The following is a 19,315-nucleotide window of genomic DNA, read 5'->3' as shown; positions in this document are numbered from 1 at the left end:
ATCAAGCTGTTAGCGGTCAACTCAGGCTACCGAGCCGCCGGCTGCTTCGATGGCTGCTTTCGCGCCAGCGGACACTTTCAAGCCCTTCAAATTCACCGCTTTGGTGATTTCGCCGGACAAGATCACGCGCACGTCACGGGCCAACACGCCCAGAACGCCAGCTTGCTTCAAGACCAGAATGTCGACATCGCCAACAGCCAGGTTGTTCAGATCGGACAGGCGCACTTCAGCTTTGAAGGTTGCGTGCATCGATTTGAAACCGCGCTTAGGCAGACGGCGTTGCAGAGGCATCTGACCGCCTTCGAAACCGACTTTATGAAAGCCGCCCGAACGCGATTTCTGACCTTTGTGACCACGACCCGAGGTTTTACCCAGGCCGGAGCCGATACCGCGACCGACGCGACGCTTGTAGTGCTTAGCGCCTTCGGCTGGTGCAATAGTATTCAATTCCATGATTTGCTCCGTTCGTGTAAGCCCGAAGGCTTACCCGACAACTTTAACGAGATACGATACTTTATTGATCATGCCGCGTACGGATGGGGTGTCTTGCAATTCGGAAACCGAATTTACACGACGCAGACCCAGACCGCGCACGGTAGCGCGATGCGATTCGCGCGTACCGATCAAGCCCTTGACCAATTGCACTTTGACTGTGTTTGTCATTTTGTCCACCTTAAGCCAGAATGTCTTCGACCGACTTGCCGCGTTTGGCAGCGATATCGGAAGCAGTGCTCATTTTCGACAGGCCGTCCAGCGTAGCGCGTACCAGGTTGTATGGGTTGTTCGAACCGGTGGATTTCGCCACCACGTCCGTCACGCCCATCACTTCGAAGATAGCGCGCATTGCGCCACCAGCGATAACGCCAGTACCAGGCTTAGCTGGGTTCATCAGGACCTTGGAGGCGCCGTGACGACCAACAACCGTGTGATGCAAGGTACCGTTTTTGAGCGGTACTTTGATCAGGTTGCGACGGGCTTCTTCCATTGCCTTCTGCACGCCAACTGGCACTTCTTTCGATTTGCCCTTGCCCATGCCGACGCGGCCATCGCCATCACCAACTACGGTCAGCGCGGCGAAACCCATGATACGACCACCCTTGACCACTTTGGTCACGCGGTTGATCGCGATCATTTTTTCGCGCATGCCATCATCCGGCTTGTCGCTTTGCATTTTTGCTTGCATTTTTGCCATGATTGATCCTTAGAACTTCAGACCGGCTTCGCGTGCGGCTTCTGCCAACGCTTTCACACGGCCGTGGTAACGGAAACCGGAGCGGTCAAACGCAACTTCGGTAATCCCTGCTTTCAACGCTTTTTCAGCGACGCGCTTGCCGATCAAGGCTGCAGCAGCGGCATTGCCGCCTTTGCCGGATTGGCCTGCCAGTTCAGCGCGAACTTCCGCTTCAGCCGTCGAGGCCGAAACCAGGATTTTTGCATCCGGGCTGATCAGGTTGGCGTAAATGTGCAGGTTGGTGCGATGCACCGACAAGCGATTTACTTTCAATTCCGCAATCTTGATGCGGGTTTGGCGTCCGCGGCGAAGCCGTGATTCTTTCTTATCCATCGTCAGCCCCTAATTACTTCTTCTTGGTTTCTTTAAGCTTAACCACTTCGTCCGCATAGCGAACGCCCTTGCCTTTATAAGGCTCAGGAGCGCGGTAAGCACGAACTTCAGCGGCTACCTGGCCAACCTGTTGACGGTCGATACCTTTAATCAGGATCTCGGTCGGGGTTGGTGTTGCGCAGGTAACGCCAGCTGGCATGTCATGCACTACAGGGTGCGAGAAACCCAGGGACAGATTCAACTTGTCGCCTTGAGCTTGCGCCTTGTAACCCACGCCTACCAGGTTCAGCTTTTTCTCGAAACCCTTGGTGACGCCAACAACCATGTTGTTGACCAGTGCGCGCAGCGTGCCGGACATGGCATTGGCTTCGCGGCTGTCGTTCGCCACGTCGAAACTCAGGGTTCCTGCATTGTTTTCTACTTTGACCTGACCGGTAAGGGCCTGGGAAAGTACGCCCAGCGGGCCTTTTACGGTGATCGCTTGTGCGGAGATGGCGACTTCGGCGCCAGCTGGCACTACGATAGGCATTTTAGCTACTCGAGACATGTGTAACTCCTTAAGCCACGTAGCAAATAACTTCGCCGCCGACACCGGTAGCGCGTGCTTTGCGGTCAGTCATGACGCCTTGCGGAGTCGACACGATCGCCACACCCAAGCCATTCATCACAACAGGGATCTCGTCTTTACCCTTGTAGACGCGCAGACCCGGACGGGACACGCGCTCCAAGCGCTCAATAACGGGACGGCCAACATAATACTTCAAACCGATTTTCAGTTCCGCTTTGCCACCAGCTTCGGCAACAGCGAAATCTTCAATGTAACCCTCGTCCTTCAGGACGCTGGCAATCGCAATTTTGACTTTCGACGATGGCATGGCCACGGTCGTCTTTTGCACGCCTTGTGCATTGCGAATGCGGGTCAGCATATCGGCGATAGGATCGCTCATACTCATTGCATATTCTCCTATTACCAGCTTGCTTTTGTCATACCCGGAATTTCACCACGCATGGCGAATTCACGGAGCTTGATACGACCCAGACCGAATTTACGGAATGTGCCGCGCGGACGACCGGTGATGGCGCAACGATTACGTTGACGCGTCGGGTTCGAGTTACGTGGCAGCGCCTGCAATTTCAGGCGAGCTTCGTAGCGCTCTTCTTCCGATTTCGATTGGTCATCGACGATGGCCTTGAGAGCTTCGCGCTTAGGGGCGAATTTCGCCACCAGGTCAGCACGCTTGATCTCACGATTAATCAGTGACAGTTTGGCCATGATCAGTTCCTGAAAGGGAATTTAAAGGCGGCGAGCAAAGCTTTGGCTTCGTCATCGGTCTTAGCGGTTGTCGTGATGCTGATATTCATACCGCGCAACGCGTCAATCTTGTCGTATTCGATTTCAGGGAAAATGATCTGTTCCTTGACACCGATGTTGTAGTTACCACGACCATCAAATGCACGGCCGTTCACACCACGGAAATCGCGTACGCGCGGCAGAGCCACGGTAATGAAGCGATCCAGGAACTCGTACATGCGAGCGCCGCGCAGGGTGACCATCGTACCGATCGGGTAACCTTCACGGATTTTGAAGCCTGCGATCGCTTTGCGGGACTTGGTGGTCACTGGCTTCTGGCCGGCGATCTTGGTCAAGTCAGCAACTGCGTGCTCGAGAACTTTTTTATCCGCGATAGCCTCACCAACACCCATGTTCAGGGTGATTTTGGTCAGGCGTGGAACTTCCATTACCGACTTGTAACCAAACTTGCTGGTCAGGTCGGCAACGACTTTTTCTTTATAGAATTCTTGGAGACGTGCCATGATTTCTTAAGCCTTCACTACTTCGCCGGAGGATTTAAAGATGCGGACTTTCTTGCCGTCCACTTCTTTGAAACCCACGCGATCTGCCTTGCCAGTCGCTGCATTAAACAATGCAACGTTGGACACGTGAATTGGCATGGTCTTATCGACGATACCACCAGTTACGCCAGTCATCGGGTTTGGCTTAGTCGCTTTTTTAGCGATGTTAATGCCATCAACCACGATATGTTCAGCATCGATACGCTGCTGTACCACACCACGTTTGCCCTTGTCTTTCCCGGTCAGAACGATGACTTCGTCGTTTTTACGAATCTTATCCATTACGACTCCTTACAGGACTTCCGGTGCCAGGGACACGATTTTCATGAACTTCTCAGTACGCAGTTCGCGTGTGACAGGTCCAAAAATACGGGTACCGATCGGTTCCAGCTTGGCGTTCAACAGAACGGCGGCGTTGCCGTCGAACTTCACCAGGGAACCGTCTTGGCGGCGAACACCTTTAGCGGTGCGCACAACCACGGCGTTATAAATTTCACCTTTTTTGACACGGCCACGTGGCGCAGCAACCTTAACGGTTACCTTGATCACATCGCCAATGCCAGCATAACGGCGCTTGGAGCCGCCCAATACCTTGATGCACATTACTTCTTTGGCACCGGTATTGTCAGCCACTTCGAGCCGGCTTTCAGTTTGAATCATAGTATTCTCTTTCCCAACTTAAGCCGAAGAATCCACACAATGTAGACCCACGGTCAGTCTTGGTCCCGCCAGAGCCGCCCTGCTGGGCTTCACTGTTTGGGTGCATGACCTTCATACATCAACTGACCGCGAATGCTACTGTCTGTGGCCAGACACTTTGCGGCGTTACATGAACGAAGCCCGCAAGTATTACATACAATTTGCGGGCCTGCAAGTACTAATTAAAACCCACCGCCGAAACGGTGGTTTTTATTTAAACGGTTGGTGCGGCTTGAACCACACGTGTCACCGTCCATGCCTTCGTTTTGGAGATCGGGCGACCTTCCTGGATCTCGACCGTATCACCGGCCTTGACTTGGTTGGTCTCGTCATGCGCGTGATACTTGTTCGAGCGCATGATGATCTTGCCATACAAAGGATGTTTTACGTGGCGCTCGATCAGAACGGTAACGGTCTTGTCCATCTTGTCCGAAACCACTTTACCGATCAGCGTGCGCTTGAGCGACTGTTTCACTGGTTCGTTCATTTGGCTTCCTTCAGATTCATTACCGTCTTCACACGCGCGATATCGCGGCGTACCTTCTTGAGCTGCGAAGTGTTGCTCAGCTGCTGCGTAGCGATTTGCATGCGCAGGCCGAACTGTGCCTTCAACAGGTCATTCAGCTCTTTTTGCAGAGCTGGCTGGTCCTTGCCGCGGAGTTCAGATGCTTTCATATACAACTCCAATTATTGGCCGACTTGGCGGATGACAAACGTCGTCGCCAGTGGCAGTTTAGCGGCGGCAAGACGGAATGCTTCCCGTGCCAGCGCTTCATCAACGCCATCCATTTCGTACAGTACTTTGCCTGGCTGAATCTCAGCGACGTAGTACTCAGGATTACCTTTACCGTTACCCATACGGACTTCAGCCGGTTTGTTCGAAATCGGTTTGTCCGGGAAAATACGGATCCAGATACGGCCACCGCGCTTGATGTGACGCGTCATTGCACGACGCGCCGCTTCAATTTGACGCGCAGTGATACGACCGCGCGCAACTGCCTTCAGACCGAATTCGCCAAACGACACGGCGGTGCCGCGGCTGTGCGAAATACCGGTGTTACGGCCTTTCTGCTCTTTACGATACTTTCTGCGTGCTGGTTGCAGCATGATTATTCTCCTGCTTTCTCAGCTGGTGCTGCTGCGGCGGCCGGTTTAGCGGCGGTACGCACACGTGCACCTGGTGCTGTGGATGGTTTCGCACCGGCACCGGCTGGACGTGGACGGCCAGCTGGCTTGCCATCGTCACGGCGTGGGCCGCGGCTTTTCTTCTCGTCAGCTGGGGTATCGATGACTGGTGCATCGCCGTTAGGCGCGCGGTCACCTTTGTATACCCACACCTTGACACCGATGATGCCGTAGGTGGTCGACGCTTCGCTGGTACCGTAGTCGATATCGGCGCGCAGGGTATGCAGAGGCACGCGGCCTTCGCGGTACCACTCTTTACGCGCGATTTCGATACCGTTCAGACGGCCGGACGACATGATCTTGATACCGAGAGCACCCAGGCGCATTGCATTTTGCATTGCACGCTTCATGGCGCGGCGGAACATGATCCGTTTTTCCAGCTGCTGAGCGATCGAATCGGCGATCAGTTGCGAGTCGATTTCTGGCTTGCGAATTTCTTCGATGTTCACGTGAACAGGTACGCCCATGATCTTGGTCAGCGCGGACTTCAGTACTTCGATGTCTTCGCCTTTTTTACCAATGACCACGCCTGGACGCGAGCTGTAGATCGTGAAGCGCGCGTTCTTGGCTGGGCGCTCGATAACGATGCGACCAACGGAAGCGTTCTTCAGTTTCTTTTTCAGGTAAGCACGTGCTTTCAAGTCTTCGTTCAGCATGGCAGCGAAATTACCGTTGCCTGCATACCAGCGCGAAGCCCAGTTACGGGTGACCGCCAGACGGAAACCGGTTGGATGAATTTTCTGACCCATCGTGGCTCCTTAGTTACCGACAGTCACGTAAACGTGACAGGATTGTTTCGAAATACGGTCGCCACGGCCTTTTGCACGCGCGGTGAAGCGCTTCAGGACCGGGCCCTTTTCGACGTAGATCGTTTTCACGAACAATTCGTCGATGTCCGCGCCATCATTGTGCTCGGCATTCGCAATAGCGGATTCCAGAACGCGTTTGATGATCGCAGCACCTTTTTTCGGGCTGAATTGCAAGATGTTGAGTGCAGCGTCAACTTTCTTGCCACGGATCAGGTCAGCAACCAGGCGGCCCTTTTGGTCCGACAGGCGCACACCTTTGAGGATAGCTTTAGTTTCCATTATTTCTTAGCCTTTTTGTCAGCTGCATGGCCCTTGAACGTACGGGTCAGTGCGAATTCGCCGAGCTTGTGACCAACCATGTTTTCGGAAACATAAACCGGCACGTGCAGCTTGCCGTTATGAACCGCGATCGTCAGGCCGATGAAGTCAGGCATGATTGTCGAACGACGCGACCAGGTTTTGATTGGCTTTTTGTCTTTGGCTGCTTGCGCGGCTTCAACTTTTTTCACCAGGTGGGCGTCACAGAACGGCCCTTTTTTCAATGAACGTGTCATGTGCTACCCCTTATTTCTTGCCGCGGCGCGAGACGATCATGGAAGTCGTACGCTTGTTGCTGCGTGTTTTCTTACCCTTGGTCTGTTGGCCCCATGGCGAAACTGGATGACGACCAGCTGCTGTTTTACCTTCACCACCACCGTGCGGGTGATCGACCGGGTTCATGACCACACCGCGAACGGTAGGACGAACACCGCGCCAGCGCATCGCGCCAGCTTTACCGATTTTACGCAGGCTGTGCTCGGCATTGCCGACTTCACCAACCGTTGCACGGCACTCGATGTGCACGCGACGTACTTCACCCGAGCGCAGACGCACTTGAGCGTAGGTACCTTCACGCGCCATCAGCACAACACCAGCACCAGCGGTACGTGCCATTTGGGCACCTTTACCTGGCAGCATCTCGACGCAATGCATCACGGTGCCGACTGGGATGTTACGGATTGGCAAGCAGTTACCCGATTTGATCGGTGCTTCCGAACCGTTCATCACGCTGTCGCCAACGGCCATGCCTTTGGTTGCGATGATGTAGTGACGTTCGCCGTCGGCGTAGCACAGCAGAGCGATATTCGCGGTGCGGTTTGGATCGTATTCGATACGTTCCACTTTCGCTGGAATACCATCTTTGGTGCGCTTGAAGTCGATCAGGCGATAGTGTTGCTTATGACCACCACCGATATGACGGGTGGTGATGTGACCGTTGTTGTTACGACCAGCGGTCTTGGATTTCTTTTCAACCAGGGCAGCGAACGGACGACCTTTGTACAGATCTGGGTTCACCACCTTTACCATGCCGCGACGGCCTGGCGAGGTTGGTTTCATCTTAACGAGTGCCATTATGCAGCCTCCTCGGAGAAGTTGATTTCCTGGCCAGGCTTCAGGCACACGAAAGCACGCTTGGTATGGTTACGACGACCGTTGAACTTGCCGGTGCGCTTTTGCTTACCTTCGCGGTTTGCAGTTTGCACGGACAGAACTTCAACCTTGAACAGCAGTTCGACCGCTGCCTTGATTTCAGGCTTGGTTGCATCCGGCAGTACGCGGAATACAATTTGCTCGTTCTTTTCCGCGACCATGGTGGCCTTTTCGGAAATGACCGGCGCCAACAGCACCTTCATCAAGCGTTCTTCGCTATGTTTCAAAATCGCGCTCATGCCAGCATCTCCTCAATCTTAGCCAATGCAGCTTTGGTGACCAAGATCTTCTTGTAGAACACCAGGGACATCGGGTCTGCGTGACGTGGCTCAACGACGAGTACGTTAGGCAGGTTGCGCGATGCCAGTTCCAGGTTTTCGTTCAGAACGTCGGTGATGATCAGAACCGAATCAAAGCCCAGGCCGCTCAATTTTTGCGACAGCAGCTTGGTTTTTGGCGCGTCGATCGTCAGATCGTCGATGACGATCAGGCGCTCTTCGCGAGCCAGCTGCGACAGGATCGAGCAGATACCTGCGCGATACATTTTTTTGTTCACTTTGTGGGTGAAGTTTTCGTCAGGCGAGTTCGGGAAAATCCGACCACCGCCGCGCCACAGTGGCGACGACGACATACCAGCACGAGCGCGGCCGGTACCTTTTTGGCGCCATGGCTTTTTCGTCGTGTGGTGAACTTCTTCACGGTCTTTTTGCTTGCGGTTACCACTACGTGCATTCGCTTGATAAGCGATGACGACTTGGTGGATCAGCGCTTCATTGTAGTCACGGCCGAAAATCGTATCGGCTGCAGCAACGTTCGAGGCGGCTTGACCTTGCGCATTCAGAAGCTTGAGTTCCATCGTTTAAGCTCCCTTCTTGGCTTTGGTTTTGATGGCTGGCGAGACAACTACCTGGCCATTTTTCGCACCTGGAATCGCGCCTTTGACCAGCAACAGCTGACGGTCGGCATCGATACGGGCGATCACGAGGTTCTGGATCGTACGGTTAACGTCACCCAGATGACCGGTCATGCGCTTACCAGGGAAAACGCGACCTGGATCTTGTGCCATACCGATGGAACCTGGAACGTTATGCGAACGCGAGTTACCGTGCGTTGCACGGCCAGAAGCGAAGTGGTAACGTTTGATAACGCCTGCATAGCCTTTACCGATGGTAACGCCTTGCACGTCGATCTTTTGACCGACTTCGAACAGGGAAGCAGCGACAACATCGCCAGCTTTCAGTTCAGCGGCTTTAGCAGCGTCGACACGGAACTCTTTCAACAGAGTACCGGCTTCAACACCAGCTTTAGCGTGATGACCAGCAACAGCTTTGGTCACGCGGGAAGCGCGACGTTGACCGAATGCGACCTGAACAGCGGAGTAACCATCTGTTTCAGGGGTTTTGATTTGCGCAACACGGTTGTTCGATACGTCCAACACGGTGACCGGGATCGAATCCCCTTCATCCGTGAAAATGCGCATCATACCAACCTTGCGACCGAGAAGGCCTAGGCTCATTTTTTCTCCATTCCCACCTGCGATTGGGCGGGGCTTGTTTAACTACAAAGTAACGTAGGACTCAAAAAAGACGAATCCATACCGAAGCCGGCTAGTATATAGCACAAAAACCCTTGACGCAACAAGTTAACACGAGGTATGTCAAAGTGTTGCGCGACGCCCCTGCGGGAGTTGTCGGCGGGCTTGAAAAACGCTGCTGCAAGGCAATGCAAAGCACCCAAAGCGCGGCCGCATGCGGCCTTGAAGCGATGAACAGCGCGCGCGGCACACGCTGGCAGCGACAGAAACAACGAGGGCGCGTACACAGCATACGCGCCCTCTTCACCTCGTCAATCACGCATGGTGCACACGCGGGCGCACCTCATTTCAGACCTTGCACTGCTCGATGCAATGCTTGTAAATCATCTCACAGATGGGACTGGAGGCCGAGCCGGGCATGCCGCCCGAACACACATTGGCCCGGATGGCACACTCCAGCGTGCAGTCATTGCCGGCAAACGCATACGAAGCGCTCAGGCCGAGCGCAAACAGGAAGGCCGTGGTTTTCTTGATCATGGTATGTCTCCGTTCGGGTTATCTACAAAATGATGGAAGAACCGGCAGGACCGCCACGCCATCACGACACTACGGACGGCCCGCCATTACTAAAAAAGTAACACCAATAGAATACCGTAAACAATACCAACCAAACACCAATTTATGTAGAAACCAGATAAGTTTATGCGTTTGGCGCGCTCGCCTTCAGCCATACAAATGGCGAGCCGCGGAATCATCTGCAACTCGCCAATGCCATGCCGCAGCCGGGCACATATCGCCGCCCTACTCTTGCGCTGATCCTCTGCCAATCTGATACCAGTCCACCTTGCGCGTTACCACCATGATGGCCGCCAGCACGGCAAACAATAGAATGCTGCCCATCACCAGCGCATTGTTTTCCGAGTTCAGCAAGCCGTACAAGGCGCCATACAGCACCATCAGGGCCACGCCAAAGCCGATCGCGCGCCCGGTGCTCCTGAGTACGTAAGTCAGGTAAAAGCTGGTCAGCACGATACAGGCGGCGCTGGCAATCAGATAGGCGGCGAGGAAGGCGATATGCTCGGCCAGGCCCACCAGCAGCAGGAAGAAGATCACCAGCGACAGGCCCACCAGCAAATACTGCACCGGATGGATCGGCAGGCTTTTCAAAATTTCAAAGATGAAGAAGGCGGCAAAGGTCAGCGCCACGAACAGCAATCCATATTTGGTGGCGCGGTCCGATTGCGAGTACACGTTCACCGGCTCGATGAAGCCGACGCTGAAGCGATCCACCCGGCCCAGCGGCGCACTGTCGAGCACCTTGAATTCCCCCTCGATGGTGCTCAGCTGCGTTTGCGCATTGCTGGCCAGCGACGAGATGTTCCACTCGGTCTGAAAGCCATCGGCGTTGATCTGGCGATATTTCGGCGACGGCAGGAAGCGCCCGCCAAACTGCGGATGAGGCCAATTCGACTTGATGCTGATCTGGCTGTTTTTCGCCACCGGCACGAAATGCTGGCGTTCGATGCCGTCCAGTCCCAGGTCAAAGCTGAATTTCACCTCTTGCGTTTGCGCCAGCGGCATGGCGCCCAGCGGCGCGTGCAGCCCGCTGCGGAAGGCAAACAGGTCGGTGCCCTGTTCAAACTCGATTTGGCGCCCACCCCAATCGATTTTCGGGATATTGTGAATGCCACGCACATCCTCGATCGATAGCGCAATGAAAGGCTGGCCGACGGCAATACGCGCGTCCGGCGTCTTGCGCGGCAGTTGGTCAAGACTCGGCACCGTGAAGTCGCCCTTGAACGCATGCTGGCCGCTGTACACCAGCACCTGGTGGATACCACGGTAGCGGCGGTCGGTCTCGATGGTTCCCACCTGCAGCAAAAGGTTCGGGTACACGAGCAAGCGGCGCTGCACCGTACGGCGCAGCAACTCCGTGCGCGCAGGCCCACTCTCTGCCTGTGTCTTGTCATCGCCCTTCCCCACTTCCACGCGCTCTTCATATTGTTCCGTGTAGGGGATCACCAGGATGGGGCCGATGATGGTTTGTTCGCGCACCGAATCGGCGGCGATGCTGTCGACGGCTTCCTGGCGGAATTCCATCCGCTCCTTGATCGTTTCCTGAATCATCAGCAAAGGCAGGCCGATCACCAGCATCAGGCCGAACACCATCAACGCTTTGACGAATAGAGTTTTTTGCATGGCGCATCCTTGAATAAAGAATGCCAGTGTAAAAAAGTTGTATGCGCTGACGATGCAGTCTGTGTGAAGCCGGCAAATAAAGTGCGCTGAGCCTAGGCCAGCGGCAGGCACAGGCGCGCGCAGGCGCCGCCCTCCGCATGATTGAGCACCTCGACCGCGCCGCCGTGCAGGGAAGCGACCTCGCGCACGAAGGGCAGGCCCAGGCCAGTACTCTTGCCCGCGCTCGGGCGCGGCAAGGAATAAAAGCGCTCGAAGACGCGTTCGAGCGCATACGCGGGGATGCCTGCGCCTTGGTCTCGCACGGCAATTTCCACCTGGCTGCCCTGGCAATGCGCCGTCAGATCGATGCAGCTGCCCGGCGGCGCAAAGCCGGCCGCGTTGTCGAGCAGGTTACCCAGGGCCTGGCGCAGCAGCAGGGCGTCCCCGGCCACGCTCGCCTCGTCCGCCTGCATCTGCAGGCGCACGCCGCGTGCCGCCAGGGTGGCGGCCGCGTCCTGCGCCACTTGCGCCAGCAACGGCCTCAGTGCGATGCGCTCGGGATGCTCCAGCCGCTGCTGCTTTTCCACGCGCACCAGGGCCAGCAGCTTGTCGATCAGCTGCCGCTGACGCGCGTTCTGTTCCAGGATACTGGCCAGGAACTGGCGCCGCTCGGCCGGCGGCATGTCTTCCTGCAGCAGTTCCGCCGAGGCCTGGATGGCGGCGATCGGGCTTTTCAACTCATGCGCCAGCGTGTGCATCAGCTGCTCCACATATTCCTTGCCTTCCAGGCGCGTGCGCATCGCCTCCAGCGCCCGGCCCAAGGTGCCAATCTCGTTCTTGCCCAGCGCCGGCAGCGCCACCTTGCGCCCTGCTTCCACGTCGCCGATGTAATGCATCAGCTTGCCCAGCGCATGGTGCAACCACCAGGCGAATGCCAGGCCGATCAGCAGCGACAGCAGCAACAGGATGGCGCCACGCTGCAATATCTTGCGCTGGCTGCGTTCGACAAACGCTTGCACGCTGGCATTCGGCTTGGCCACCGTCAGCACGCCGATCACTTCATTGCCGTCGCGAATCGGCGCGGCCACGTGCATCACCGTCGACATCTCGTCGTCTGGCCGGCTGCGCGTGCTGCGCGCGCCATACTTGCCCTGCAAGGTGAGATACACGTCATTCCAGCGCGAATAGTCGCGCCCTACGTCGCGCCCGCTGGAATCGAACAGCACGATGCCGTGCCGGTCCGTGATGGTAATGCGGTAATCGAGCGTGCGCTTGCGCACGCCATTGATATTGACGTCGACGCCATGGCGCGCGTAGTCCTGCATGCGTTCGGCTATGGGCGACTGTGCCAGCGTGCCCGCCGCCACGTCGGGCGCCACCAGGTTAGCCAGCAGTTGCGAGGTATCGACCAGGGTGTCTTCCAGGGTCGAGCGCACGCCAGGCTTGACCTGCTCCATGAAGACGTTCAACAGGAACCACGCGGCAAGGCCGACGATCAGGAAGTAGCCGAGCAGGATGCGCAGGCCGATCTTCATGCGCCGCTCAGGCTGTAGCCGAGGCCACGGTGGGTATGAATGGGATCGACCTGCGCATCGATGGCGCGCAGCTTGGCGCGCAGCGATTTGACATGCGCATCGACGGTGCGCTCTAGCGTGTCGGGCGCCCCGCTCCACACACGCTCCATCAGCTGCGCGCGCGACAGGACGTGGCCCGGATGCTCGAGCAAGGTCTTCAGCAACAGGTATTCATAGCGGGTCAGGTCCAGCGGCTGGCCGTGAAACAGTACTTTCGCCTCCAGCGCGCGCAACGCGAAGCGGGCCGGAGCGGTCGCGGCGACAGGCGCGGCTATCGCCATGCCAGTCTCGCGGGGCGCTGGCGCGACACCTGCGCGGCGCAGGATGACGCGGATGCGCGCCACCAGTTCGCGCGGCGAAAACGGCTTGGTGACGTAATCATCGGCGCCGATTTCCAGGCCGACGATGCGGTCGATCTCGTCGCTGCGGGCCGTCAGGAAGATCACTGGCACTTCAGAAAACTGGCGCAGGCGGCGACACACTTCCAGCCCGCTCATGTCAGGCAAGCCCACGTCGAGCACCACCAGAACGGGCATCTGCGCCGCTTCGCCGGGCGTTGGGCGCAGCGCGGCCAGGGCTTGCTCGCCCAACATCACATGACGCGGCGTAAAGCCGTCCGTGCGCAGGGCATAGGCGATGCTGTCGGCAATCGCCTGTTCATCTTCCACGATCAGGACAGTCTTGGACATGGCGGCGGCACGCATTAGTGGACAGACCCGGAGTATCCCCGACGCACGCAAGCGGCGTCAATCGCGCGCTTTGCGGTGCCCCGGCAAAAAGCCACCGAGCCAAAAAAACTTATAGTATATTTATTGCAGCATGACTCCACTGATACACCGTGTCCAACACCCGTCCGAGGAGACTATGAAGAACCATACCATCAGCCTGCTATGCGCTGTCAGCCTGCTGGCCGCCTGCGCGGCGCCAGCGACACTCACCACCTCCAACGCACAACACGACGCCTGCAACGCGGCCGAACTCAAGGGACAGTTTGGCGAAGCGGAACTGGCTTGCGTACAGGCGCTGCGCAGCGCCGAGCAGGCCGGTGCCAGCGCAGACATCCTCTCCCAGCGCCAGTACAACCTGGGCCGCATCAAGCGCTTGCAGGGCAAGAATGCCGAAGCGGAGCAACTGTACCGGCAAGCCCTGGCCACGGAAGAAGCGGCGCAGCCACGCAGCGAGGCGCGTGTCGGCCGTCGCACGGTGGAACTGGCGTCGGCGCTGGCGGCGCAAGGGAAGTGGCAGGAAGGCACGGGCTATCTGGAAAGCGTGCTACCGCTGCTGCCGAAGCTGTCGCCCGCTGCGCGCACGTATTCGGCGGAAGTGCTGCGCCAGTACGCCGGGCAGCTGCAAGGCGGCCCGCAAGCGGCGCTGGGCGTACGCTTTGCAGCAGTCGCGGCCAGCCTGCAATAAGTGGCCCCAGGGCCCGGCCTAGGACTGGGCGACGTGAATGCTGGCCTTGATGTGCTTGAGGTGGGCTACGATGGTGAACGTCATCACCACCAGCAGCGACCATGAGCTCCATTTGCTGACATGCACCACCGACCAGGCGCCAAGCTGGTTGGGATAGCGCCACACGCCCCAGAAGGTGCTGATGTTTTCGGCCAGCCAGATAAAAAAGCCAACCAGCACGAAACCGAGCAGCAAGGGCATGCTGCGGTCGCGGTCGAGCGGACGAAACACCACAGTGGTGCGCGCGTACAAGCCCAGCGCGCAGGCGGCCAGATACCAGCGATAGTCGCCGATGTAGTGATGGGTAAAGAAGTTGGCATAGATCAGCAGCGCGATCAGCACCGCCATCCAGTACGGCGGATGGTGGCGTATCCGCATGTCGAGCAGGCGCCAGGTCTGGATGATGTAGCTACCGACGGCCGCATACATGAAGCCGGAGAACAGGGGGACGCCGAACACCTTGCTGTAGGCGAAATCAGGATAGCTCCATGACTGGATCGACCCCGATACCTTGAACACCTCCAACGCGAAGCCGACCGCGTGAAACAGGCAGATGGCTTTCAACTCATCCCACGTTTCCAGCCCGCGCCAGACCATCGCGCCCTGGATCGCCAGGGCGACCAGCAGAAGCACGTCATAACGCGGCAGGCCGAACAGGCCGGCGCGCGGCACCAGGAACACGGCAGTAAAAAACAGCCCCACGAACAGGCACGACCTCGCCTCCTTGATACCAAAATACAGGAATTCGGTCAGGAAACGCGGCCAGCCGCGCAAGCGGTTACGGGGCGCGGCATTTAACAGGTGGGTATCGAGGGCATTGAGCATGCCGGAACTTTATCGAGCGGCCGCAACGCTGTAAAGCAATTTTGCTCGCGTACGGCCTTGCAGCCATTGTCGACCTAGCACCAATAGCAATGGGGCCGGGCGCACTCACGATTGTGAGCAGGCCCGGCCCCATCATCAGGCAGCGGGACACCCCGCCAGCCTGGAACAACTGCCAACACCTGATGCTACGGTATTGTCAGCTGCCCTTGAAACTCTTATTGCAGTTTGATTTCAACATCAACACCAGCTGGCAGGTCCAGCTTCATCAGCGCGTCAACGGTTTTGTCCGTTGGGTCAACGATGTCCATCAGGCGTTGGTGCGTACGGATCTCGAACTGATCGCGCGAAGTTTTGTTGACGTGCGGGGAACGCAGCACATCGAAACGTTGAATACGGGTAGGCAGTGGTACTGGGCCTTTGACGACAGCGCCGGTGCGCTTCGCGGTTTCAACGATTTCCAGAGCGGACTGGTCGATCAGTTTGTAATCGAAAGCCTTCAGGCGGATACGGATTTTTTGGTTTGGTGCCGACATGATATTTCCTTAAAAGAACGAACCGCGCAGTCTGCACGGCAATGAGGTCATACGGGAATTTCTGACGCAACAACCGTCAGGGTCGACATGATAGCACCAAAATGCTTGCCAACCCCGGCAGTTGAATAAAAAGAAGGGCGCCGGGCGACGACGCGTCTTCTTTTATGCAGGCTTAAGAATTAAGCCAGGATTTTTGCAACAACACCAGCGCCGACGGTACGACCGCCTTCGCGGATAGCGAAGCGCAGACCTTCTTCCATCGCGATCGGGTTGATCAGCTTGACGGTGATCGACACGTTATCGCCTGGCATAACCATTTCTTTGTCTGCTGGCAACTCGATCGAACCAGTCACGTCCGTCGTGCGGAAGTAGAACTGTGGACGGTAGTTGTTGAAGAATGGCGTATGACGGCCGCCTTCGTCTTTCGACAGAACATAGATCTCGCCGGTGAAGTGAGCATGCGGCTTGATCGAGCCTGGCTTTGCCAGAACTTGACCACGTTGCACGTCTTCACGCTTGGTGCCGCGCAGCAGCAGACCAACGTTGTCGCCTGCTTGACCTTGGTCCAGCAGTTTGCGGAACATTTCCACGCCGGTGCAAGTCGTTTTGACGGTATCGGTGATACCAACGATTTCGATCTCTTCGCCGACTTTAACAATGCCGCGCTCGATACGACCGGTCACAACGGTACCGCGACCCGAGATCGAGAACACGTCTTCCACTGGCATCAGGAATGCACCATCAACAGCGCGCTCTGGCGTTGGGATGTAAGCATCCAGCGCATCGGCCAGACGCAATACTGCGTCAACGCCCATTTCGCCTTCTTTGCCTTCCAGCGCCATACGTGCCGAACCTTTGATGATAGGCAGGTCGTCGCCTGGGAATTCGTACTTCGACAACAGCTCGCGCACTTCCATTTCAACCAGTTCCAGCAGCTCTGCGTCGTCGACCAGGTCGCACTTGTTCAGGAACACGATGATGTATGGAACGCCAACTTGGCGGGCCAGCAGGATGTGTTCGCGGGTCTGTGGCATTGGGCCGTCAGCTGCGGAGCACACCAGGATCGCGCCGTCCATCTGCGCAGCACCGGTAATCATGTTTTTGATGTAATCGGCGTGACCTGGGCAGTCAACGTGCGCGTAGTGACGCGTCGCCGTTTCGTACTCAACGTGGGCGGTGTTAATCGTGATACCGCGCGCTTTTTCTTCTGGAGCCGCATCGATCTGGTCGTATGCTTTAGCTTCGCCGCCGAATTTCTTCGACAGAACCGTTGCGATTGCAGCGGTCAGCGTGGTTTTACCGTGGTCGACGTGGCCGATGGTGCCGACGTTGACGTGCGGCTTGGTCCGTTCGAATTTACCTTTTGCCATTTTATTCTTCCTTAGAACAATGATTTAAATGTAGGGACCGGCATTCTCGTGAAAGCCGGCCCGGAACTTCTATTACTTAGCTTTCGAGCTTACGATCGCTTCAGTCACATGCTTAGGTGCTTCAGCATAGTGCTTGAATTCCATCGTGTAAGTCGCACGACCTTGGGTCGACGAACGCAACGATGTGGCGTAACCGAACATTTCCGACAGAGGTACTTCGGCCTTGATGATCTTGCCGCCACCACCAGCAATTTCATCCATGCCTTGTACCATACCGCGACGCGACGACAGATCGCCCATCACGGTACCGGCGTAGTCTTCCGGCGTTTCCACTTCCACGGCCATCATCGGCTCCAGGATGACTGGCGATGCTTTGCGGCAGCCATCTTTGAATGCCATCGAAGCGGCCATGCGGAATGCATTTTCGTTCGAGTCAACATCATGGTACGAACCGAAGAACAGCGTGACTTTAACGTCAACAACTGGGTAACCAGCCATCACGCCCGAAGTCAGCGTGTCGCGTACACCTTTTTCAACTGCAGGGATGTATTCGCGAGGAACGGTACCGCCCTTGATCGCGTCAACGAATTCGAAGCCCTTGCCCGGTTCTTGCGGTTCGATCTTCAGAACCACGTGACCGTATTGACCACGACCACCCGATTGCTTGACGAATTTGCCTTCCGACTCTTCGCACACTTTACGGATCGTTTCGCGGTAAGCCACTTGTGGCTTGCCGACGGTGGCTTCAACGTTGAATTCGCGCTTCATGCGGTCAACGATGATGTCCAGATGCAACTCGCCCATACCGGCGATGATGGTCTGGCCCGATTCTTCATCGGTACGCACGCGGAACGATGGATCTTCTGCTGCCAGACGGTTCAGCGCCAGGCCCATTTTTTCCTGGTCAGCCTTGGTTTTTGGCTCGACTGCCTGCGAAATCACCGGCTCAGGGAAGACCATGCGTTCCAGAACGACGCTTGCTTTTTCGTCGCAAAGCGTATCGCCAGTGGTGGTGTCTTTCAGACCCACGACAGCGGCGATGTCGCCAGCGCGCATTTCTTTGATTTCTTCGCGCTCATTGGCTTGCATCTGCACGATACGGCCAATACGCTCTTTCTTCTGCTTCACGGAGTTCAGGACCGAATCGCCCGAATTCAATGTGCCCGAATAGCAGCGGATGAAGCACAGCTGACCCACGAACGGATCGGTTGCGATCTTGAACGCCAATGCCGAGAACTTCTCATTGTCGTCGGCTGCGCGCTCGACTGGCTGCTCGTCCTCGTCCAGACCTGGGACAGGTGGAATGTCGATTGGCGATGGCAGGTACTCGATGACCGCGTCCAACATTGCTTGTACGCCCTTGTTTTTAAAGGCGGTACCGCACAACATTGGAACGATTTCGCTGGCGATGGTACGCTGACGCAGAGCAGCCTTGATCTCGGCTTCCGACAGGTCGCCTTCTTCCAGGTACTTGTTCATCAGTTCTTCGGACGCTTCAGCAGCGGCCTCAACCATGTTTTCGCGCCACTTGGCAGCTTCAGCAGCCAGGTTGGCAGGAATTTCGCCGTATTCAAACTTCATGCCTTGCGAAGCGTCATCCCAGATGACCGCTTTCATCTTGACCAGATCGATAACACCGGTAAAGACGTCTTCAGCACCGATAGGCATCTGAATAGGTACTGGGTTGGCTTTCAGACGCGAACGCATCTGATCGTAGACCTTGAAGAAGTTGGCGCCGGTACGGTCCATCTTGTTCACGAAGGCCAGACGTGGCACTTTGTACTTGTTAGCCTGACGCCATACCGTTTCCGATTGTGGCTGTACGCCGCCGACTGCACAGTAAACCATGCAGGCGCCATCCAGCACGCGCATCGAACGTTCAACTTCAATGGTGAAGTCAACGTGGCCTGGGGTGTCGATGATGTTGATGTGATGCGCTGGGAAGTTGTTTGCCATGCCTTTCCAGAAGCACGTAACAGCAGCCGAGGTAATCGTGATACCGCGCTCTTGCTCCTGCGCCATCCAGTCGGTGGTGGCTGCGCCATCATGGACTTCGCCCAGCTTGTGGTTCACGCCGGTGTAGAACAGAACGCGCTCGGTGGTGGTCGTCTTACCTGCATCGATGTGAGCGGAGATACCGATATTGCGGTAGCGCTCAATGGGGGTCTTGCGGGCCATAATTAATCCTAAATGAATGGACAAAACCGAGCAGCATTTTTTTGCAAAAATGAGCCCGGCCTCGAACAACAGATGCTTGACAGCCGCCTT

General features: G+C 56.6%; 29 protein-coding genes. 1 reads left to right on the top strand and 28 read right to left on the bottom strand.

The genetic code is table 11. From position 1 onward, the window contains the following. Positions 1–21: 21 nt before the first annotated feature. The 24 genes from rplO to creB form a co-directional block, all read right to left on the bottom strand. On the bottom strand, positions 22–453 hold the full coding sequence (rplO, locus tag CLU92_RS21905; protein ID WP_034753211.1) for a 50S ribosomal protein L15: 432 nt from the start codon (positions 451–453) through the stop codon (positions 22–24). A gap of 30 nt (positions 454–483) precedes the next feature. Beyond that, on the bottom strand, positions 484–663 hold the full coding sequence (gene rpmD / locus CLU92_RS21900) for a 50S ribosomal protein L30 (RefSeq protein ID WP_010394435.1): 180 nt from the start codon (positions 661–663) through the stop codon (positions 484–486). Positions 664–673: 10 nt separating this feature from the next. Next, positions 674–1,192, bottom strand: coding sequence for a 30S ribosomal protein S5 (gene rpsE / locus CLU92_RS21895; RefSeq protein ID WP_010394433.1), 519 nt, complete (start codon positions 1,190–1,192; stop codon positions 674–676). A gap of 9 nt (positions 1,193–1,201) precedes the next feature. Further along, on the bottom strand, positions 1,202–1,564 hold the full coding sequence (gene rplR, locus CLU92_RS21890) for a 50S ribosomal protein L18 (protein ID WP_071079767.1): 363 nt from the start codon (positions 1,562–1,564) through the stop codon (positions 1,202–1,204). A 13-nt stretch (positions 1,565–1,577) separates the two neighbouring features. Further along, positions 1,578–2,111, bottom strand: coding sequence for a 50S ribosomal protein L6 (gene rplF / locus CLU92_RS21885; RefSeq protein WP_034778281.1), 534 nt, complete (start codon positions 2,109–2,111; stop codon positions 1,578–1,580). A gap of 10 nt (positions 2,112–2,121) precedes the next feature. Further along, complete coding sequence (gene rpsH, locus CLU92_RS21880; protein ID WP_034753208.1) at positions 2,122–2,517, bottom strand: 30S ribosomal protein S8; 396 nt, start codon at positions 2,515–2,517, stop codon at positions 2,122–2,124. Positions 2,518–2,531: 14 nt separating this feature from the next. Beyond that, complete coding sequence (gene rpsN, locus CLU92_RS21875; protein ID WP_010394423.1) at positions 2,532–2,837, bottom strand: 30S ribosomal protein S14; 306 nt, start codon at positions 2,835–2,837, stop codon at positions 2,532–2,534. Positions 2,838–2,839: 2 nt separating this feature from the next. Further along, positions 2,840–3,379, bottom strand: a complete 540-nt coding sequence (gene rplE / locus CLU92_RS21870) for a 50S ribosomal protein L5 (protein WP_010394421.1) — start codon at positions 3,377–3,379, stop codon at positions 2,840–2,842. Between the two features lie 6 nt (positions 3,380–3,385). Continuing rightward, a complete protein-coding gene (gene rplX, locus CLU92_RS21865) occupies positions 3,386–3,700 on the bottom strand; it encodes a 50S ribosomal protein L24 (RefSeq protein WP_034753204.1) in 315 nt (104 codons plus the stop codon). 9 nt (positions 3,701–3,709) lie between these two features. After that, positions 3,710–4,078, bottom strand: coding sequence for a 50S ribosomal protein L14 (rplN, locus tag CLU92_RS21860; protein ID WP_008444317.1), 369 nt, complete (start codon positions 4,076–4,078; stop codon positions 3,710–3,712). 253 nt (positions 4,079–4,331) lie between these two features. Next, the gene (rpsQ, locus tag CLU92_RS21855; protein ID WP_010394415.1) at positions 4,332–4,604 is read right to left on the bottom strand and encodes a 30S ribosomal protein S17; all 273 of its coding nucleotides are present in this window, start codon (positions 4,602–4,604) and stop codon (positions 4,332–4,334) included. Next, the gene (rpmC, locus tag CLU92_RS21850) at positions 4,601–4,792 is read right to left on the bottom strand and encodes a 50S ribosomal protein L29 (RefSeq protein ID WP_010394412.1); all 192 of its coding nucleotides are present in this window, start codon (positions 4,790–4,792) and stop codon (positions 4,601–4,603) included. The genes rpsQ and rpmC overlap by 4 nt, the downstream gene beginning before the upstream one ends. Before the next feature lie 12 nt (positions 4,793–4,804). Beyond that, complete coding sequence (rplP, locus tag CLU92_RS21845; protein ID WP_034753201.1) at positions 4,805–5,224, bottom strand: 50S ribosomal protein L16; 420 nt, start codon at positions 5,222–5,224, stop codon at positions 4,805–4,807. A gap of 2 nt (positions 5,225–5,226) precedes the next feature. Continuing rightward, entirely contained in the window at positions 5,227–6,051 is an 825-nt protein-coding gene (rpsC, locus tag CLU92_RS21840; RefSeq protein WP_034753199.1) for a 30S ribosomal protein S3, read from the bottom strand. Between the two features lie 9 nt (positions 6,052–6,060). Then, positions 6,061–6,393, bottom strand: a complete 333-nt coding sequence (rplV, locus tag CLU92_RS21835; RefSeq protein WP_170840583.1) for a 50S ribosomal protein L22 — start codon at positions 6,391–6,393, stop codon at positions 6,061–6,063. Next, a complete protein-coding gene (gene rpsS, locus CLU92_RS21830) occupies positions 6,390–6,665 on the bottom strand; it encodes a 30S ribosomal protein S19 (RefSeq protein WP_008444295.1) in 276 nt (91 codons plus the stop codon). Before rpsS ends, rplV begins: the two co-directional genes overlap by 4 nt. 10 nt (positions 6,666–6,675) lie before the next feature. Next, positions 6,676–7,503, bottom strand: coding sequence for a 50S ribosomal protein L2 (gene rplB / locus CLU92_RS21825; RefSeq protein WP_010394400.1), 828 nt, complete (start codon positions 7,501–7,503; stop codon positions 6,676–6,678). After that, complete coding sequence (gene rplW / locus CLU92_RS21820; protein WP_010394398.1) at positions 7,503–7,820, bottom strand: 50S ribosomal protein L23; 318 nt, start codon at positions 7,818–7,820, stop codon at positions 7,503–7,505. The genes rplB and rplW overlap by 1 nt, the downstream gene beginning before the upstream one ends. After that, positions 7,817–8,437 (bottom strand): 50S ribosomal protein L4, encoded by a 621-nt coding sequence (rplD, locus tag CLU92_RS21815; RefSeq protein ID WP_101483583.1) that lies wholly within the window; start codon positions 8,435–8,437, stop codon positions 7,817–7,819. Before rplD ends, rplW begins: the two co-directional genes overlap by 4 nt. A 3-nt stretch (positions 8,438–8,440) precedes the next feature. Then, positions 8,441–9,097: a 50S ribosomal protein L3 gene (gene rplC / locus CLU92_RS21810; protein WP_010394393.1), complete on the bottom strand. Its 657-nt coding sequence runs from the start codon at positions 9,095–9,097 to the stop codon at positions 8,441–8,443. 366 nt (positions 9,098–9,463) lie between these two features. Further along, positions 9,464–9,652: a hypothetical protein gene (locus tag CLU92_RS21805; protein ID WP_101483582.1), complete on the bottom strand. Its 189-nt coding sequence runs from the start codon at positions 9,650–9,652 to the stop codon at positions 9,464–9,466. Positions 9,653–9,916: 264 nt separating this feature from the next. Further along, the gene (creD, locus tag CLU92_RS21800; protein WP_101483581.1) at positions 9,917–11,314 is read right to left on the bottom strand and encodes a cell envelope integrity protein CreD; all 1,398 of its coding nucleotides are present in this window, start codon (positions 11,312–11,314) and stop codon (positions 9,917–9,919) included. A gap of 92 nt (positions 11,315–11,406) precedes the next feature. Next, the gene (creC, locus tag CLU92_RS21795; RefSeq protein ID WP_101483580.1) at positions 11,407–12,828 is read right to left on the bottom strand and encodes a two-component system sensor histidine kinase CreC; all 1,422 of its coding nucleotides are present in this window, start codon (positions 12,826–12,828) and stop codon (positions 11,407–11,409) included. Continuing rightward, positions 12,825–13,556 (bottom strand): two-component system response regulator CreB, encoded by a 732-nt coding sequence (creB, locus tag CLU92_RS21790; RefSeq protein WP_101484825.1) that lies wholly within the window; start codon positions 13,554–13,556, stop codon positions 12,825–12,827. The genes creC and creB overlap by 4 nt, the downstream gene beginning before the upstream one ends. A gap of 175 nt (positions 13,557–13,731) precedes the next feature. Here creB and CLU92_RS21785 point away from each other — a divergent pair, with 175 nt between their 5' ends. Beyond that, the gene (locus tag CLU92_RS21785) at positions 13,732–14,280 is read left to right on the top strand and encodes a tetratricopeptide repeat protein (protein ID WP_101483579.1); all 549 of its coding nucleotides are present in this window, start codon (positions 13,732–13,734) and stop codon (positions 14,278–14,280) included. An 18-nt stretch (positions 14,281–14,298) separates the two neighbouring features. Here the strand turns inward: CLU92_RS21785 and CLU92_RS21780 are convergent, their stop codons facing one another. The 4 genes from CLU92_RS21780 to fusA all read right to left on the bottom strand — a co-directional run bounded on the left by CLU92_RS21780 (position 14,299) and on the right by fusA (position 19,225). Continuing rightward, positions 14,299–15,144 carry a DUF817 domain-containing protein gene (locus tag CLU92_RS21780; RefSeq protein WP_101483578.1) on the bottom strand — a complete coding sequence of 282 codons (846 nt, stop codon included), beginning with the start codon at positions 15,142–15,144 and terminating at the stop codon, positions 14,299–14,301. Positions 15,145–15,359: 215 nt separating this feature from the next. Continuing rightward, the gene (rpsJ, locus tag CLU92_RS21775; protein WP_010394389.1) at positions 15,360–15,677 is read right to left on the bottom strand and encodes a 30S ribosomal protein S10; all 318 of its coding nucleotides are present in this window, start codon (positions 15,675–15,677) and stop codon (positions 15,360–15,362) included. A 179-nt stretch (positions 15,678–15,856) separates the two neighbouring features. Beyond that, complete coding sequence (gene tuf, locus CLU92_RS21770; protein ID WP_101483553.1) at positions 15,857–17,047, bottom strand: elongation factor Tu; 1,191 nt, start codon at positions 17,045–17,047, stop codon at positions 15,857–15,859. Between the two features lie 72 nt (positions 17,048–17,119). Beyond that, the gene (fusA, locus tag CLU92_RS21765) at positions 17,120–19,225 is read right to left on the bottom strand and encodes an elongation factor G (RefSeq protein WP_101483577.1); all 2,106 of its coding nucleotides are present in this window, start codon (positions 19,223–19,225) and stop codon (positions 17,120–17,122) included. Positions 19,226–19,315: the final 90 nt, after the last annotated feature.

Source organism: Janthinobacterium sp. 61 (assembly GCF_002846335.1).
Taxonomy (GTDB): Bacteria; Pseudomonadota; Gammaproteobacteria; order Burkholderiales; family Burkholderiaceae_D; genus Janthinobacterium.
The sequence above is the reverse complement of the archived record's forward strand: the minus strand, read 5'-3'. Positions and strand labels throughout refer to the sequence as shown.